General features: G+C 54.6%; 17 protein-coding genes and 1 pseudogene. 4 read left to right on the top strand and 14 right to left on the bottom strand.

The window, feature by feature from the left end:
* Both AC2FIT_RS19490 and AC2FIT_RS19495 read left to right on the top strand, forming a co-directional pair.
* Positions 1–223, top strand: a pseudogene (locus tag AC2FIT_RS19490) (hypothetical protein); the annotation flags it as partial.
* A 408-nt stretch (positions 224–631) separates the two neighbouring features.
* Positions 632–934, top strand: coding sequence for a TFIIB-type zinc ribbon-containing protein (locus AC2FIT_RS19495; protein WP_496831688.1), 303 nt, complete (start codon positions 632–634; stop codon positions 932–934).
* Between the two features lie 189 nt (positions 935–1,123).
* Here the strand turns inward: AC2FIT_RS19495 and AC2FIT_RS19500 are convergent, their stop codons facing one another.
* Positions 1,124–1,864, bottom strand: a complete 741-nt coding sequence (locus tag AC2FIT_RS19500) for a glutathione S-transferase family protein (RefSeq protein WP_496831689.1) — start codon at positions 1,862–1,864, stop codon at positions 1,124–1,126.
* A 66-nt stretch (positions 1,865–1,930) separates the two neighbouring features.
* Here AC2FIT_RS19500 and AC2FIT_RS19505 point away from each other — a divergent pair, with 66 nt between their 5' ends.
* The gene (locus tag AC2FIT_RS19505; protein WP_496831691.1) at positions 1,931–2,371 is read left to right on the top strand and encodes a MarR family winged helix-turn-helix transcriptional regulator; all 441 of its coding nucleotides are present in this window, start codon (positions 1,931–1,933) and stop codon (positions 2,369–2,371) included.
* Between the two features lie 97 nt (positions 2,372–2,468).
* On the opposite strand, the gene hpaH is transcribed toward AC2FIT_RS19505, so the two are convergent.
* The 6 genes from hpaH to AC2FIT_RS19535 form a co-directional block, all read right to left on the bottom strand.
* Entirely contained in the window at positions 2,469–3,269 is an 801-nt protein-coding gene (gene hpaH, locus AC2FIT_RS19510) for a 2-oxo-hept-4-ene-1,7-dioate hydratase (RefSeq protein ID WP_496831693.1), read from the bottom strand.
* A complete protein-coding gene (locus AC2FIT_RS19515; RefSeq protein ID WP_496831695.1) occupies positions 3,266–4,120 on the bottom strand; it encodes a fumarylacetoacetate hydrolase family protein in 855 nt (284 codons plus the stop codon). The genes hpaH and AC2FIT_RS19515 overlap by 4 nt, the downstream gene beginning before the upstream one ends.
* Entirely contained in the window at positions 4,117–5,514 is a 1,398-nt protein-coding gene (locus tag AC2FIT_RS19520; RefSeq protein ID WP_496831697.1) for a pyridoxal phosphate-dependent decarboxylase family protein, read from the bottom strand. The genes AC2FIT_RS19515 and AC2FIT_RS19520 overlap by 4 nt, the downstream gene beginning before the upstream one ends.
* Positions 5,515–5,601: 87 nt before the next feature.
* On the bottom strand, positions 5,602–6,444 hold the full coding sequence (hpaD, locus tag AC2FIT_RS19525) for a 3,4-dihydroxyphenylacetate 2,3-dioxygenase (RefSeq protein WP_496831699.1): 843 nt from the start codon (positions 6,442–6,444) through the stop codon (positions 5,602–5,604).
* A gap of 161 nt (positions 6,445–6,605) precedes the next feature.
* Positions 6,606–8,114 (bottom strand): 5-carboxymethyl-2-hydroxymuconate semialdehyde dehydrogenase, encoded by a 1,509-nt coding sequence (gene hpaE, locus AC2FIT_RS19530; protein ID WP_496831701.1) that lies wholly within the window; start codon positions 8,112–8,114, stop codon positions 6,606–6,608.
* Positions 8,111–8,500, bottom strand: a complete 390-nt coding sequence (locus AC2FIT_RS19535) for a 5-carboxymethyl-2-hydroxymuconate Delta-isomerase (protein ID WP_496831703.1) — start codon at positions 8,498–8,500, stop codon at positions 8,111–8,113. The genes hpaE and AC2FIT_RS19535 overlap by 4 nt, the downstream gene beginning before the upstream one ends.
* A gap of 130 nt (positions 8,501–8,630) precedes the next feature.
* On the opposite strand from AC2FIT_RS19535, the gene hpaR reads away from it, so the two are divergent.
* Positions 8,631–9,083: a homoprotocatechuate degradation operon regulator HpaR gene (gene hpaR / locus AC2FIT_RS19540; RefSeq protein WP_496831705.1), complete on the top strand. Its 453-nt coding sequence runs from the start codon at positions 8,631–8,633 to the stop codon at positions 9,081–9,083.
* A 4-nt stretch (positions 9,084–9,087) separates the two neighbouring features.
* Here hpaR and AC2FIT_RS19545 read toward each other — a convergent pair whose 3' ends face one another.
* Genes AC2FIT_RS19545 through AC2FIT_RS19575 form a run of 7 tightly spaced genes read right to left on the bottom strand, consistent with a single transcriptional unit; the run spans position 9,088 to position 15,439 of the window.
* The gene (locus AC2FIT_RS19545; protein ID WP_496831707.1) at positions 9,088–10,440 is read right to left on the bottom strand and encodes an aminotransferase class III-fold pyridoxal phosphate-dependent enzyme; all 1,353 of its coding nucleotides are present in this window, start codon (positions 10,438–10,440) and stop codon (positions 9,088–9,090) included.
* A gap of 11 nt (positions 10,441–10,451) precedes the next feature.
* Positions 10,452–11,252 carry an IclR family transcriptional regulator gene (locus AC2FIT_RS19550; protein ID WP_496831709.1) on the bottom strand — a complete coding sequence of 267 codons (801 nt, stop codon included), beginning with the start codon at positions 11,250–11,252 and terminating at the stop codon, positions 10,452–10,454.
* Positions 11,253–11,792: a type 1 glutamine amidotransferase gene (locus AC2FIT_RS19555; protein WP_496831711.1), complete on the bottom strand. Its 540-nt coding sequence runs from the start codon at positions 11,790–11,792 to the stop codon at positions 11,253–11,255.
* A gap of 1 nt (position 11,793) precedes the next feature.
* On the bottom strand, positions 11,794–13,086 hold the full coding sequence (locus tag AC2FIT_RS19560; protein ID WP_496831713.1) for a type I glutamate--ammonia ligase: 1,293 nt from the start codon (positions 13,084–13,086) through the stop codon (positions 11,794–11,796).
* Positions 13,087–13,093: 7 nt separating this feature from the next.
* Entirely contained in the window at positions 13,094–13,321 is a 228-nt protein-coding gene (locus AC2FIT_RS19565; RefSeq protein WP_496831714.1) for a hypothetical protein, read from the bottom strand.
* Positions 13,302–14,906 carry a tripartite tricarboxylate transporter permease gene (locus tag AC2FIT_RS19570; RefSeq protein WP_496831716.1) on the bottom strand — a complete coding sequence of 535 codons (1,605 nt, stop codon included), beginning with the start codon at positions 14,904–14,906 and terminating at the stop codon, positions 13,302–13,304. The genes AC2FIT_RS19565 and AC2FIT_RS19570 overlap by 20 nt, the downstream gene beginning before the upstream one ends.
* The gene (locus tag AC2FIT_RS19575) at positions 14,906–15,439 is read right to left on the bottom strand and encodes a tripartite tricarboxylate transporter TctB family protein (RefSeq protein WP_496831717.1); all 534 of its coding nucleotides are present in this window, start codon (positions 15,437–15,439) and stop codon (positions 14,906–14,908) included. The genes AC2FIT_RS19570 and AC2FIT_RS19575 overlap by 1 nt, the downstream gene beginning before the upstream one ends.
* Between the last annotated feature and the right edge of the window lie 9 nt (positions 15,440–15,448).

The following is a 15,448-nucleotide window of genomic DNA, read 5'->3' on the forward strand; positions in this document are numbered from 1 at the left end:
CTCCAACGCGCACAGGGTTCAGTTCAAAAACAGCCACGAGGTAGAAGTGGACTCCGCCCCCGATTGGGGCGGCGATCATGCAGCCGACCTCGCCCATTATACGCTGCAACTGACAATCCTTTTCGTGTCGGCAACTAGAGTAATCTGGACCGAGGTTAGCTGCTGCAATCACGCGGTCGCCCGACTGGTAAATATCCCACCGCAGGCAGATATTCTGACATAAGGGCTGCTCAAGTTACAGCCGCACAGCCAAGGTCATAAAACCGATGGGGCGATTGGCTGGCAGTACCAAACCCAGCCTTCGGCTGGGGGAGTCGCGCGAATTCTCAGAATACAAAAGAGACTTGCTGGGAAGACCCCATATTTTAGAAGGTGAGAGTTTTTACGCTGAAGGCGATACCAGCACCTGGGCTCACACCGAAACGGTGCCCGTAGTAGATGTTTTATCCATAGGCCCGACGTTGTCCTGACAAGTGGCGCAGTTCGATCTTTTACTCTCGGCCCTGGCAGTTGTGTCGCAGAACTCCGGGACTTCATACCCTTGTATCAACACATCCAAATCATCATATCACGAGGACGGAAAAGCGTTAAATGTGAGTGTCGTACATCCTTTCAGCAAAGGTAAAACAATATGCCCTTACTCAGTTCTCCAATTGACGGCTCCCCGATGAAAGAGGTTGAGCGTTATGGTGTGAAGATCGATATCTGCCAAACGTCAGGCGGCATCTGGCTGGACAAAGGCGAACTTGAAAAGATCATCTTGATGATCCGCGAAGAAGCCCTTCAGGACGCTGGTGCGCAGAGTGTTTCCGTCGAGCGGTCTTTTGACGATGAACAGTCTTATAAACAGCAACCCCAGACCGGACAGCGTCGCCCCCAACGGCGAAAACGTGAAAGCATGTTTGAAAGCCTGATGGACATCTTCGACATTTAGTCACCCTGCAGAACCGGGGTCGACAACCGATCCAAGACCTCAGCAACCGAGATTTACAACGCAGCTTGAAGACGGTGCCCTCGTTCGGTCAGCACGCGTCTTCCTGCTCGATAGTACGTAGCTGCCTTGGGATTGGAACCGCCATCATCAATACCTTGAAGGTCCGCTCTGCAGGCACAGCGGCCCGAATTAAACTTTCGTGGCTGTTTCGTGCGGCAGACGATATTGATCCCCGCCAATTGGCTGCTTCATCAAATTAGACAGGTAAGAGTCGCGTTTTAGCAGAAACTCCCAGAGAAGTCGGGGATAATCGGCCGAGACCGCGTTGACGACCGAAGGTCGCGCAGCCAACGCCTTTCGCCACGTAAGAACTTTCTTCTTTCCCACCAGAATACCGAAATCTGCAATTTCATCGAACGTGTCGAAATACCGGAATATCGGCGCAAAAACGGCATCCACCAAGGTAAATTTGCTGCCTGAAAAATACGGCCCGTCATCTAATTGCAGCTCTAGCTGCGAAAATTTTGCGGCCAGAGTGGTGATCTTCTGGTCAAGCATGTCTTCGCTTTTAGCACTATAGAACCCAGCAATATCGTTCAGGATTGTCGAGCCGAACTCAATCCATCCTCGATGCTGAGCACGCGAAATGGGGTCATTTGGATGAAGTGGACGTTTTTGCGTTTCCTCCAGAAACTCCAGAATGGCAGCAGATTCGAAAATGGCATGGCCGTCGAAGGTTAAAACCGGCGTTTTTCCCAGCGGTGATATTTCCAGAAACCAATCTGGCTTGTTCCCAAGGTCGATATCAGTTCGATCAAAAGGCACTTCTTTTTCGAACATCGAAATGGCCGCACGTTGAACATAGGGGCACAGAACGTGGCTCATCAGGTGAAGGGTCATCTGGTATCTCCAAGGTGGATGCATATGCATCTATATTGGCTTCAATGCGCAAACGTCAAGGTTGATGCAATTGCATCTTTCTGCGAGAACTTGGGCATGATCACCCCAGACCCACAAACAACGAGAATTTGGACTTCTTTGCTGAATACGGGCCAAGCATTGCTTGACGGCATCGAGTCTGAGTTGAAGAACAACAACCTACCAAGGCTTGGCTGGTATGACGTATTGCTTGAAATCGAAAAGGCTGGGCCGGACGGTATCCGCCCCTACGAGTTGAAGGAAAGGTTATTGCTTCCACAGTACGGATTATCCCGCATGTTGGGCCGTATTGCTGAAGCAGGTCTTATCACTCGGGAGGAAGTTGAAAATGATGGAAGAGGTCAGACGATCAAGCTTACACCCAAGGGGCTAGCGATCAGAAAGGCGATGTGGCCGGTTTACGCTGAAATGCTGGTCAATTCCATTCAGGACAAGCTCAGCAAATCTGAGGCTGCTGAGTTGGAGCGAATACTTAGAAAATTAGGGTCAGGATCATAACCCCTAGCTGACTGTTGTTGTAAGAGCGACGGTTGCGATAATGACCTTTAGGTGGGCGATCTTAACTGTCTGGGCGCTGGCATCTGCGGCGTTACTGTCAGGCAAAAGTGATATCGACCGAACCAAAAGCCCCGAAATCTGCGCGGATTTCCGCGCCTGTTGGACACTCGATAGGGCGGATAAAACTTCCGGAAAGGACGATTTGGCCCGGCTCAATGCTCTGACCATATTGCGCCATACGACGGGCTAACCAGACCACGCTTTCGATTGGGTCGTTCAGTACCCCGGCCCCCAGGCCGGTTTCCTCAATCTCGCCATTGCGAAAAGTCAACGCGCCGACCCAGCGCAAGTCGAAAGCATCAATCGCATGGCGTTCTGCGCCCAGCACAATTCCCGCATTGGCGGCATTGTCGCTGATTGTATCATAGACGGTGCGCGACTTGCCCGTCTTTGGGTCTGCGCGTTGAATGCGGGTGTCGAGGATTTCGATTGAGGGTGCCACGTAGTCCGTGGCAGCGATAACATCCTCACGAGCCACGTTTTTACCGCCGACAGAAGACTTCATAACAAAGGCGATCTCGGCTTCGATACGTGGTTGAATAAACCAACCAGCAGGAACCCTGCCGCCATTGTCGAATGCCATATCATCAAACAGGATTCCGCTGTCGGGAATGTCGATGTTCAGCGCATGCTGCATGGCTTTTGAGGTCAGGCCGATTTTCCACCCGATTACCTTTCGCCCCTCCGCTAACTTCTGGCGACAGATGGCATTTTGTACCGCGTAAGCATCATCCATCCCCATATCGGGATGGCGCAGGGTCAGCAGCCCGATCTGCTTGCCGGTACGTTCCGCCTGCAGCAAATCAGCGGCGGCGCGGGCGTGGTCATCCGGCGTCATGGCTGTTCATCCTTGACCGTGTTGCGCAAAGTACCGATGCCTTCGACCGAGACCTCTACGACATCGCCCGGAACCAGATACTTCGGCGGATCAAACCGCGCGCCTGCCCCGGTTGGCGTGCCGGTGACGATAATATCCCCCGGCTGCAATGTCATAAAAGTCGAGATATATTCGATTTCGCGGCAGATCGGGAACATCATTCGGTTCAGAGTATCGTCCTGACGTAACTCACCATTCACATGGGTCTGGATGCGCGCATCATCCAGTTGCGCGGGATCTGTGAAAGGCACCAACCACGGACCCATGGCCCCCGAATTGTCCCAGTTCTTGCCCTGGGTAACGTTGAACTTGGCGTGCCGTACCCAATCGCGGATCGTGCCTTCGTTGCAAAGTGTCAGGGCCGCGATGTGGTCATAAGCGTCCTGCTTTGAAATTCTGCGACCGCCCTTTCCAATAACAACGGCCACCTCGCCTTCATAATCCAGCGTGTGGTTTTCCGGTGGGCGGATCAACGGGCGATCATGCCCCGTGAACCCGCTGGCGAAGCGTGGGAACAGTGACATATATTCTGGCTGTTCACTGCCGTCGTTATATTCAGCATTCCGGTCTGGGAAATTCACGCCGACACAGAGGATCCGACGGGTATCCGGCATGACCATTTCATACTTAAAATCCGTATGTGTGACCGGTTTGCCTTCGGCTGCACCACTCAACTGATCAAACGCACCGGCGGCGATCACTTCATAGAGGCTGGCGTAGTCGGGAAATGCTTCGTTCAGCGCGATTGCACCACTATCGGTGATCACGCCAAAAAATGTGTCTCCATCGGCGGTGAAGGTGGCAAATTTCATGCAAGAGTTTCCCAAACCTCGCGAATGACATCAGCGGCCATTAGCACGTCATCCCGCGTTGTATCGAATTGCCCGACTTGAAAGCGGATAATCTTTCGACCGTCGAACATACCCTGCGTAAGGTAAATCCTGCCATCATCGTTCAGCGCGTCTACCAGTCGCTGCTGCATGTCATCGTCACCCGGACAGCGAAAGGAAAACAGGCTGAGGATCGGGCCAGTCGTGATCTCAAAACCCTCTATCGCAGCGATTTCTTCGGCAAGCTCGTTGGCCCAGGCAACGTGATTGCGGATACGCGCCCGCAACCCGTCAAGCCCGTATGAGCGTAGCAAGAACCAGATTTTCAGCGCCCGGAACCGACGACCCAGCGGGATTGTCCATTCCGAATAATTCGTAACCTCTGCCCCTGTGGTCTTGAGGTACTCCGGTTCGATTTTTAGCGTGTTGAGCTGCGGTGTCGCGTCTTTCAGAAACTGGATCGCACAGTCGAATTGGGCCCCCAGCCATTTATGCGGATTGAACACGATGCTGTCATAGCGCTCCGCCCCGGCCCATATTGGACTCCGAAACTCGGGGCAGATCATGGCCGACCCAGCCCATGCAGCATCAAGATGCGTGTAAAGATCATGCCTTTGGGCGATATCCGCCACGGCCACTAGATCATCACAGGCACCCACACCCGTGCCACCGGTAATTGCGATGATCCCTGCAGGCACATGCCCGGCGGCGATGTCGCGCTGGATCGCGGCCTCAAGCGCATCGGGATCAACTGCAAAGGTCGGCCCTTGCGTGGGTAGCTTGACCAGATTGTCCTGACCAATCCCGGCGACCCAGCAGGCCCGGTCAATCGAAGAATGCACTTGATCAGAACAGTAAATCCTAAGGGCGCCCTTTGCATTCAAGCCCTCTCGGTTACCGGTAAAACCTGTGGCGCGTTCGCGCATTGTCAGGACCGCTGACAGTGTGGCCGAGGAGGCGCTATCCTGAATGACGCCTGTCATGCCATCGGGCAGACCAAGCGCTTGTCGCAGCCAATCCACCATCACACTTTCGACTTCGGTGCCAGCGGGCGAGGTCTGCCACAACATGCACTGCGCAGCGATCGTGGTCACCAGCATCTCAGCCAGCATGGATGGCGGCGCGGCATTGGCCGGAAAATACGCAAAAAAGCGCGGGTGCTGCCAATGGGTTATCCCCGGCATCACGATCCGTTCAAAGTCGGCCATGATGGTTTCCATCGGCTGACCAGTTTCTGGCGGCGCCGGTTCAAGCTGGGCAGAAATAGCCCCTGGTGCCGTTTGCGCCCTGACCGGGCGATTTGACAGGGTTTGATGGTAGTCGGCAGCCCATTTCGATATCTGCTGCCCCCAATGTGCAAATTCGTCCCAGTTCATCCGTTCGCTTTCTTATGCCGCAACAGCCGACCGAGATTGGCCATCGCGGATTGGGTATTTTTGGCTTTTTCCTTGTGGTACAGATTTTTAGACTGAAAAGCTGATGTTTGCCTGACCCGTTCCAGAGCTGCCGAAATAAGGTGTGTAGATATCGATCTTACCTTTGTAGCTGCCCCAACCAAGCGCACCAAACAAAAGCGCCGTATCGTTCATCGCGCATTCTCCGGTACATTTCTTGGCGTAGTCAGGAAGAAGCTCAAGGAATTCTTCGAACCGGCCCTGCCCCCAAAGCTCAATCACTCTTAGATCCATCTGGCGGTTAAACTCACCATTGACAGAGTTCAAACCGTCAACCGAGCGTTCGTTCGGCGTGAAGTCATGGCTGAGCGAACCCGAGGCCAAAACGGACACATTGCGATCCGAGCGGCGAATTCCTTCCGCAATAGCCTCGCCCCAGACCCGGTTTTCCTGGATCGACGAGAACTGGTTGACCGCAACCGGCAACACCCGTGCATTCACACCTTCATTGATGAAGTGCATCGGTAGAAGCGTGCCGTATTCCATTCCCATATCGGGGTTCGAATGGCCAAGGGCCCGCTCCCCACGCTCTCGCAGCACTTCAAGAATGGTTTCTCCCAGTTCGTGATCACCCCTGTAATCGAATTCCATATCCGCCAGCATATGCGGCAGTTCGTGGCTGATGAAACGGCCTTTGTGGTGCTCTTTAGTGTTCAAATGGAAACCCTGATTGGTAATCCAATGCGTGTCAAACACGACAAACGTATCGACCCCGCGATCAATCGCGTCCTGACGCAGGCGCGCATATCCATCGATGGCAGGTTGCCGGATGCCTTTGTACTTTGGCATCGTGTGGGACATCCAGATGCTCGGCACATGCGTAATCTTCGCAGCCTGCACGATCTTTCCCATGACAGTTCCTCCTTTGTCAGTTCGTTTCTCTCAAGCTTTTCGCCCGAGGGAGACGTTTTCTGATCCCTATCGAAATTGGGAATTTCGAACCCAAATTCCGATCACGCGCCTAAACCCAAATATAAGATATCAGCCCAAGATAGGCACCGATTTCAGTCACATTACATCCCAAGTTGCGTAATCTTGTGCTGCCCAGTCGCAAAACCGATGTGCTTTTGCTCCATGTAAAACTCAAAACTCCAATCCCCACCGTCACGACCGATGCCAGAGGCTTTGACACCACCAAACGGCGTGGGCAGATGGCGCACGTTTTCCGAGTTCACCCAGATCATCCCCGCCTCTAGCCGATCCGTGAAACGTAATGCGCGTGTCAGGTCGTTCGTCCAGACATATCCGGTCAGACCATAAGGTGTGTCATTGGCGATTTGCAGCGCCTCCTCTTCTGTCGAGAACGGGATCGCGGTCAGAACCGGGCCAAAAATCTCTTCGCGCGCGATACGCATCTGGTTGTTCGCATTGGTAAACAACGTTGGTCGCACAAAGTACCCTTCGTCTCCGACCTTCGTACCACCTGCTGCTACGGTCGCACCGTCTTCTTTTGCAATGTCAAAATAGCTAGTGACCTTGTTGTAGTGCTCTTCGGTAACCAGCGGGCCGATCTCGGTGGTCGGGTCTAATGGATGTCCAACCTTGATCTTGCTTACACGTTCGACGAGTTTTGCCTCAAACTCTTCTTTGATCGTGTCTTGAATCAACAGGCGCGAGGAAGAGGTGCAGCGTTCACCGTTGATCGAGTAGATCATGAAGATCACCGCATCCAATGCACGCTCAAGATCGGCGTCGTCAAACACGATGACCGGGTTTTTTCCGCCCAGTTCAAGGTGGTTGCGCTTCAGCGTATCTGCCCCCTGCTTTGTGATCAAACTGCCCGTGCGGCTTTCGCCGACAAAGGCAATAGCGCGGATTTTTGGATGTTCACACAGCGCTTTGCCCGCCTCATCGCCAAAACCGTTCACTGTGTTCAACACACCTTTTGGCAGACCGGCCTCTTCAGCGATTTCCACCAGAAATCGCGCCGTAAGCGGACTTGCTTCCGCCGGTTTATGAACCACCGTACATCCGGCCGCCAGCGCAGGGGCTATTTTCCACGTGGACAGCATAAATGGCGTGTTCCAAGGAGTAATGACACCAACAGGCCCAATAGGTACGCGTGTTGTGATATTCATCAGGGCCGGGGATTTCAGATGCTGGCCATCCCGTGCCTGAACGACTTGATCAGCAAAATAGCGAAAGTTCTCGGCTCCACGCAGCGCTGCCTTGGACATGAATTTCAGGGTCTGGCCTGTATCCCAGCATTCACACAATGCGATTTCTTCAGCACGTTCTTCGATAGCCTCGGCCACACGGATCAGTATCTTGCGCCGTTCGGTTGCGGGTATGTCGCGCCACTCGGGAAAGGCGTCGGCTGCGGCATTCGCTGCGGCATCGATGTCATCACGATTGCCTTGGGCAACATTGCAAATCACGCTCTTGTCTACGGGAGACGTGTTTTGAAACGTCCCAGCCGAGCCGTCCCGATCCTCGCCCGCAATGCGGTTCTTTATCCCTTCTGCCTGGAAACGTCCCAACAACGCGCGCAGCTTTTCAAGGTTCAGCTCCAAGGGGCTCATTTCGGGTCCTCCAGATGGTCGCGGATTGTGCCGCATTTCGGGGAAAGCTTTGCATCGATCTCGCGCAGTTCGGAAGAAAGCGCGATCGAGTGCGTTTTCATTGCGGGTGTAAGAAACGCCTGCGCGGCTTCGAAAAGTTTAGCGATGACGTCTTGCTTGACGTCTTCCGGTCGCCCCTCGCGCAAACGGACCGATATATCAACAAACCCATGTTTTTGATCGCCATCCGCGATGGAACAGTGATCGACGCGTATCGCGCGGACGCGTACTCCGGGCATGGGCAAAGCAGGTATCCCGACCGCTGTTTGCCGGAGCGCGTCGCACAAACCGGCCATATCAACGACCCGTTCAAGGTTTCCGGAATACTCAATGTGGATATGCGGCATGAGTTCACCGATTTACTTATCATGTTAATTAAATTCTTGTGTACTAGAAATTGCAACCGCGAGTCAATCAATTTAGTTAACACGTGAAATAAATAGGATCAGATCATTGCAAGACACGCTGACAAATCAAGTGAACTCTTTACTGCCTCCGACCTCTCAGTCTTTGCCCGTATCGCTTACCCGCGCACGCGAGGCGGTCATGGCGCCTATCCGCAAAATGCTGCAAAAAGCCGGCATTACCGAGCAGCAATGGCGCGTCTTGCGCGTTTTGAGCGAAAGCGGAAAAATGGAAACCGGAACGCTGGCCAATCGCGCTGCCTTGATGTCCCCCAGCCTGAGCCGGATTGTTCACTCCATGGAAAACGCCGGACTCGTTTCGCGCGAGGCTGACCCCAATGATCGTCGCCGCCAGCACATCGCCATTACCGACGCGGGGCAAGCGATCATCAACAATCATATGACCGAAGTGTCGGATATCGCGACCTACTACCGCGACATCCTTGGGGAAAAAGATCACGATACTCTTGTGACGCTGCTAAAGAAATTTACCCGGCGCCTTAACGAAGACGAACAGGACGCCTGAGCGCTCAGACCGCTCCCAAACCCTTGTCCAAAGCAGTGAGTATTGTGTTCACGTCATCTTCGCTCAGGATAAGTGGCGGCGACAGAATGATGTTGTTACCGGACACGCGCACCATGGCTCCGGCGTCGTAGGCTGTTTTCTGAACCTTGCCGATTGAGGCTTTGTCGATTGGCGCTTTCGTACCCCGGTCTGAAACAAGCTCCAAAGCACACATCAAACCATATCCACCGCGCACATCGCCGATCAGATCGTATGTCTCACCAAGTTGTTTGAGACCAGCATGCAGTTGCTCACCCCGCTTTGCGGCATTGTCCTTGACGTTCAAACGTTCGGTTTCCTTCAGGCATGCGATTGCAGCAGCCGCGCCAACCGGATGTCCGGAATAGGTATAGCCTGATCCAATCGTGGCTTTTCCAGAGGTATCATTTTCAAAGACCTCGGAGATGGCGTCGCTGATCATTACAGCGCCGAAAGGGAAGTATCCGTTTGTGATGGCCTTGGCCGTGACCGCCATATCGGGTTTCACAGCAAAGCGGCGCGATCCGCTCCACGCGCCCGTTCGGCCATAGGCTGTTATTACTTCATCCGCGATCACCAGAATTCCGTGTTTTGAACATATCTCACGCACACCAGGCATAAAGCTCTCGTGCGGGGGGATAACCCCACCTGCCCCAAGAACAGGCTCCATGATCATCGCCGCAATGGTCGAGGGATCCTGGAACTTGATCTCATCCTCAAGGGCTGCAAGGCACAACTGCGCCAGTTTCTCCGGGTCGGTTTCGCCAAACGGATTGCGATAGGTGTAGGGCGAGGGAATGTGATGGCAGCCCGGCATAAGTGGCTCGTATTGGGTTCGGAAATTCGGGTTTCCGTTGACTGACGCGCCCAATGTATGCGTTCCGTGATAGCCTTTCTTGAGGCTCAGGAACTTAACGCGTCCGGCTTCCCCACGCACTTTGTGGTATTGCCGCGCAAAGCGCAGGGCGATCTCTACTCCATCCGATCCGCCTGACGTAAAGAACGCACGCGACAGACCATCGGGCGCGAAAAACTCACGCAGCATATAGCTGAGCTCGATCACCAGATCGTTCGTCGTTCCCCTGAAAATTGAGTAATAGGGCAGTCGGTCCAGCTGTTCCGAAATGGCGTCTTTAACCGGCTGGCAGGAATAGCCGAGGTTTACGTTCCAAAGGCCGCCGACCCCGTCCACAACTGTGCGCCCATCTACATCAGTGATGCTGACGTCTTCGCCGCCAACAATTATCTCGGGCGGGTGTGCAAGGCTGTCAGCAGGGTGAGCCATCGGATGCCACAGGTGGCGTGCATTGTTTTCTTTAAGGAAATTGCTGTCCTTCATGAGATCACCTGTTATGTCGTAGTTTCATCACCCCAGTGCGGCGGCAGGTCCTCGAAATTCCGGGGGACCGTACCACCCAAAGCGGTTGAGGCGCGTTCCGCCTCTTTCAATACCATCAGTGCAATATCGCGTAGTTTCTCCGGCTTGGCGCGTACGCTGGGAACAGCGACAGCCAATGAGCCGAGAACCCGGCCTCCTTCACCAAATAACGGCGCACCGACTGAGCTGACGCCCTCGTCGAATGCACCTGCGACCGAAGCGACGCCATACCGGCGCACCATGTCAATTTCGGCCTTCAGGTCCGCTGGGTCCGAAATTGTCTGATCCGTAAAGCGCGACAACGGTCTGCTCAGGACGCGGGCTTGCCAGTCGTCCGGACAGAAGGCCAATGCTGCTATGCCGGATGACGTCGCGTGTAGGGGCAACATCTCGGCAATGTCGAAATTCACCTGAATGCCATGCAAAGCCGGATCGGAATGAGCGACCGGCGACAACGCATCGCCTTGCAGAAGGCTGGCATGGGCCAGCTCACCCACGGTTTCCGACAATTCAAAAACGATGGGCTGTAACAGCTTGCGCACTGGAAACAACGTCTCGCGCAGGGCCGAAAGGCGCAGGAGTGCAGGTCCAAGGCGATAAGCGCGTGTATCAGGATGTTGTTCAAGATAGCCGTTTTCGGTCAGCTCAGTCAGATGCCGATGTATCGTCGCCTTATCTCGACCTGTCAGGCGTACGAATTCTCCCAACCCGATTTCAGCCCGATCACGGGCGAATAACGTCAGCAGGTCCAGTGCCTTAGTGATCGTTCCCATCTATCGCCCTCCATACTCGAAGAACGTCGCAAATTCTGTGCGATCCGCCGGGCCTGTTTCTAGTGATTGGCGCGTACCATCGGGCAAAGCGCCCACTTGCTCAGTATGCGAACCGTAGAGATTCCATCGATTCTCATGGTCCGACGACAGCCGGGAGGCCGCGCAGTTGTTTTCGATCAGACCATGCGCCCACCCATCCGGAGTCCGCACAATTGGCGCACCGAGGGTCTTCGCAATGATCTGATGCCCGAAACACGCACCAAAAACAGGGATCTTGCGTTCGATGATATTTTTGATCAGCACCTCAAGCTGCTGCATCCAAGGTGCATTTTCGGTCACGGATGCTGGGCTTCCAGTTATCACAACGCCATCAAATGCCGAAATATCTTCGGGGAACTCTCCCTTACAGACCCAAAAGGCTGTGACCACCCAGTCGGGGCGAACCTCGGCAATCAATGTCGCGAATTTTTCGTCATCCAACGGTCGCGCTTTTGCAAAAGCGCTGACGTCGGTGTTGGTGACAAGGGTTGCAAGTCGCATATCAGATAAACCACACATAAAAGTCGAGCAGAGCATCAGGCTCCAGTTCGCGCGTCTTACGGAATTCGCGCTCTTTCATGAAGGCATGATTTTCAACCAGTTCCCGACCAACAGCATCCACTAACGCGGTGTCGGCCTGCAGGTCGTGAATTGCTTTGCGCAAGTTGGGGGCCGTTCCGGTGCGCGCGTCAACTTTGTCGAACCCGTCTCCGGTTTCGATGGGCGGCAGGTTCATGCCGGACTCATACCCAAGACGGGCGGCCTGAAGGACCGCGGCACAGGCTGTGTACGGGTTGGCACTGGCGTCGGCCATGCGGTGTTCCAAACGGGCTTTCGCACCACCTTCGCCAGATACGCGCGTGGTGACGCTGCGGTGATCGCCACCCCAGTTTTTCCAATAGCCTGACAGCGACGCAGGTTGAAGGCGACGGTATGACCCGGCTGTGGGGGCAATCAAGCCAGCCAGGCCTTCGTGATGGTGCACCAAACCGGCAAGGCAACCACGCGACAGATCATTAAGGTGATCCGGGCCGCCAACCCCGCCGGTCGCAAGCGCGTTTTTTCCCTCGGCGTCCTGAAACGAAAAGTTGATATGCATTCCAGACCCGCCAAGCTCGGACAGCGGCTTGGGCAGAAATGTCAGGATGATCCCGTGATCCAATGCAACCTCGCGGGCCATTTGGCGAAAGAGGACAATGTCATCCACTGCGGATAGTGCATGATCAAAGGTCAGAGTGTACTCAAACTGGGGGCTGTCATATTCGGCCGTGATCAGGTCAAGCCGGAATCCCATTTCCAGCGCCTTATTCCAGATCACATCATTGATCCTCATCGGATCGGCGAACGGCCCGGTTCCGTACACGCCACCTCCGGGCGCATCATAGGGCCGCAACCGACCGTCCTCGCCGCCCTGCAAAGCATAGGCTTCCAGTTCGATCCCAAGCATTGGCTTTAAGCCGTGCTTTTCCCAGTCAGCAACTGCGCGATTCAAGGCACCTCGCGGACACAAGGACAAGGGCGATCCATCAGCGTCGTAAAGGTCGCCCAAAACGATTGAAGTGTTTGGCTCCCACCCCGTGCGCACGTCATCACCGCGCCAGCGCAACTCCATGTCCGGGGCACCTTCGCGTACTTTTGCGTGCGGCGCGTCCAACAGTAGATCGCGATCGTAATGCACCCCGAACGTTGCGCGTGCAAAACGCGTCGAGGCATCACCGATCTTACTGGCGGGCATGTACTTCCCACGCGGGATCGACAGGTGATCGATGAAAAGGGCGCGTAAACGGTTAGACATTGAAAACCTATTGCAAAGTGACGCGAACAGACATCCGCTTGATGCCGTTTACAAAATTGGACCGGACGAACGCCTCGGGTCCATCGGGTTCGATAGTTTTGATCCGCTTGACCAATTCCTCGAACAGCACTCGCACCTCCAGCCGGGCAAACGAATTGTAAGGCGCACCGTTAGCGAAACTGTCATGCGAGCCCAGATCAGCATACCCATCGCCTTCAGGAACCCACATGGTCATAGAAACGCCTCCGTCTTTGTTGTTTCTTACGGTTTTCGAAATGCCGGTGCGAGCGACCTGAAATCCGTTTGGCAAAGGTGTTTGATGCCTTTTTCTGCATTGAGCGGCGATCAACCGGTCGCCATTCCCGCCAGACCCGCCAGATGGTCGAGCCGAGGATGATCAGGATGACGCAGAACAGGAGAAAGGCGATGGGGCGATCAATAAAGTCCAACGGGGTTTTGACCCGCGCCAAGGACGCGCGCAGCTTAACTTCCATAATCCCCCCCAGGACCATGCCAAGGATGATCGGGACGATGGGCATGTTCAGGCGTTTGAGGACAAACCCCAGCAGGCCGAACACCGCCGCAATTATGCAGTCCATAGTCGAATTGCGGATCGAATACACGCCAACGAAACTCAGCAAAAGGATGCACATTCCTAGAAAGCGATTGGGAATGCGCGTCAGGTGCACCAGCCAGCCGGTTGAAACCAGCAAGAAGCCAACAACAATGACATTCAAGACCAGCAGCGCGATGTAGAGCGCGACAACAAAATCCATGTCATTCTGGAACAGACCAGGGCCAGGAACCACGTTGTGGACATAAAACACCGACAGCATCATCGCGGTCAGCGCCTCGCCCGGAATACCAAGCGCAAGCAGTGGGATCATGGCCGCTGCCGGCACGGCGTTGTTGGCAGCTTCTGATGCGATCAGCCCCTCGGACGAGCCATGCCCGAACGCTTTGGGGTTCTTGGACAGCTTGCGCGCCGATGTGTAGGACATGAACTGCGCCGTAAATTCACCGACCCCCGGAATCATACCCATGACAACACCGAAACTGGCCGAGATCGCTGCAACGCGCGGATGACGCGCAAGCTCACGAAAACCTTGAAACAAAGAACCGCGCGACCGAGGTAGCCTGATTTTCTCATCATCCATGGTCAGCAGCAAAAACGCCTGTGACAGCGCAAAAAGGCCCAGCACCACCACGATCAGATCAAGACCACCCGCCAACCAACTCTGACCAAAGGTAAAGCGGCGGGTATAGGCAGCAGGTTCCAGACCAACTGTGCCGATCAAAATACCAAACCCCGCAAGCGCGGCCGCGATGGCCATCTGGCCTTTATGTGCAACGACGACCAGTACAAGGCCAAGCAGAGCCGCAAGGAATATCTCACGCGATCCAAACATTGGTGCGATCTTTGCCAGAACGGGCGACAGGAAGATCAGGCATATGACTGAAAATAACCCACCCAGGAAACTTGCTGAATAGGCCAGAGACAAAGCCCGGCGGCCTTCGCCCCGCAGCGTCATTGGAAATCCGTCATAGGTGGTCAGCGCGTTCACGGCTGTACCGGGCGTATTGATCAGGATTGCAGGAATTGACCCGCCATACATTGACGACCCGTAGATGCCCAACAGCAAGGTCAGCCCCACAATCGGGTCCATCGAAAACGTCGCGGGTAAAAGGATGGCAATGGCAACAGCTGGCCCCACCCCCGGAATGGCGCCGATGGCGACCCCGCCCACCGCCCCCACCAGAAGGGCAAGCATCACGTGCCAGCGTGCCAGAACGTCAATGGCTGAAAAAACCAGGTCCATCAGAGATACACCAGAAAAATCGTTCGGATCGAATCTGGCAGAAACTCATAGACTTGCGCGCCCGGAATACTCACACCCAGCATTCCCTTGAACAACACGACCATCGCAATCGCGAACAGAGCAGCAATTCCAACTGCCAATCGCGTCCGGTATCCCAGGCGGTAGGTCAAAGCACAGGCGAAAACTATGCTCATGGGCATGAAACCCAATCGCGGGACGGCCAGGACATAGACAAGAAACCAAACGAGGTATTCCAATGGCTCCGCCCAACGCCGGGCTTCGACCCAATCCAACGCATTCGGCTTTCTGCGTCGCATCAACCGGTAATGGATCGCAAAACCTGCAAGCATGGTGATCAGCGCGATAGCAGGCCATAAACGGGGCTGGCTGCCAATGTTGCGCGCCTTGTCGGTCCATTCGGTCTGGTTGCCAATTTGGGACAGCAGAACCAATGTGACAATCAAACCTGCAACAACAAAAACAACCTGGCCGGACGACTTTGTTTTGACCTGTAAAAGCTCGGAGTTATCCATTCGAAGTGG

The sequence above is a fragment of the Ruegeria sp. YTSA135 genome, from assembly GCF_059610165.1.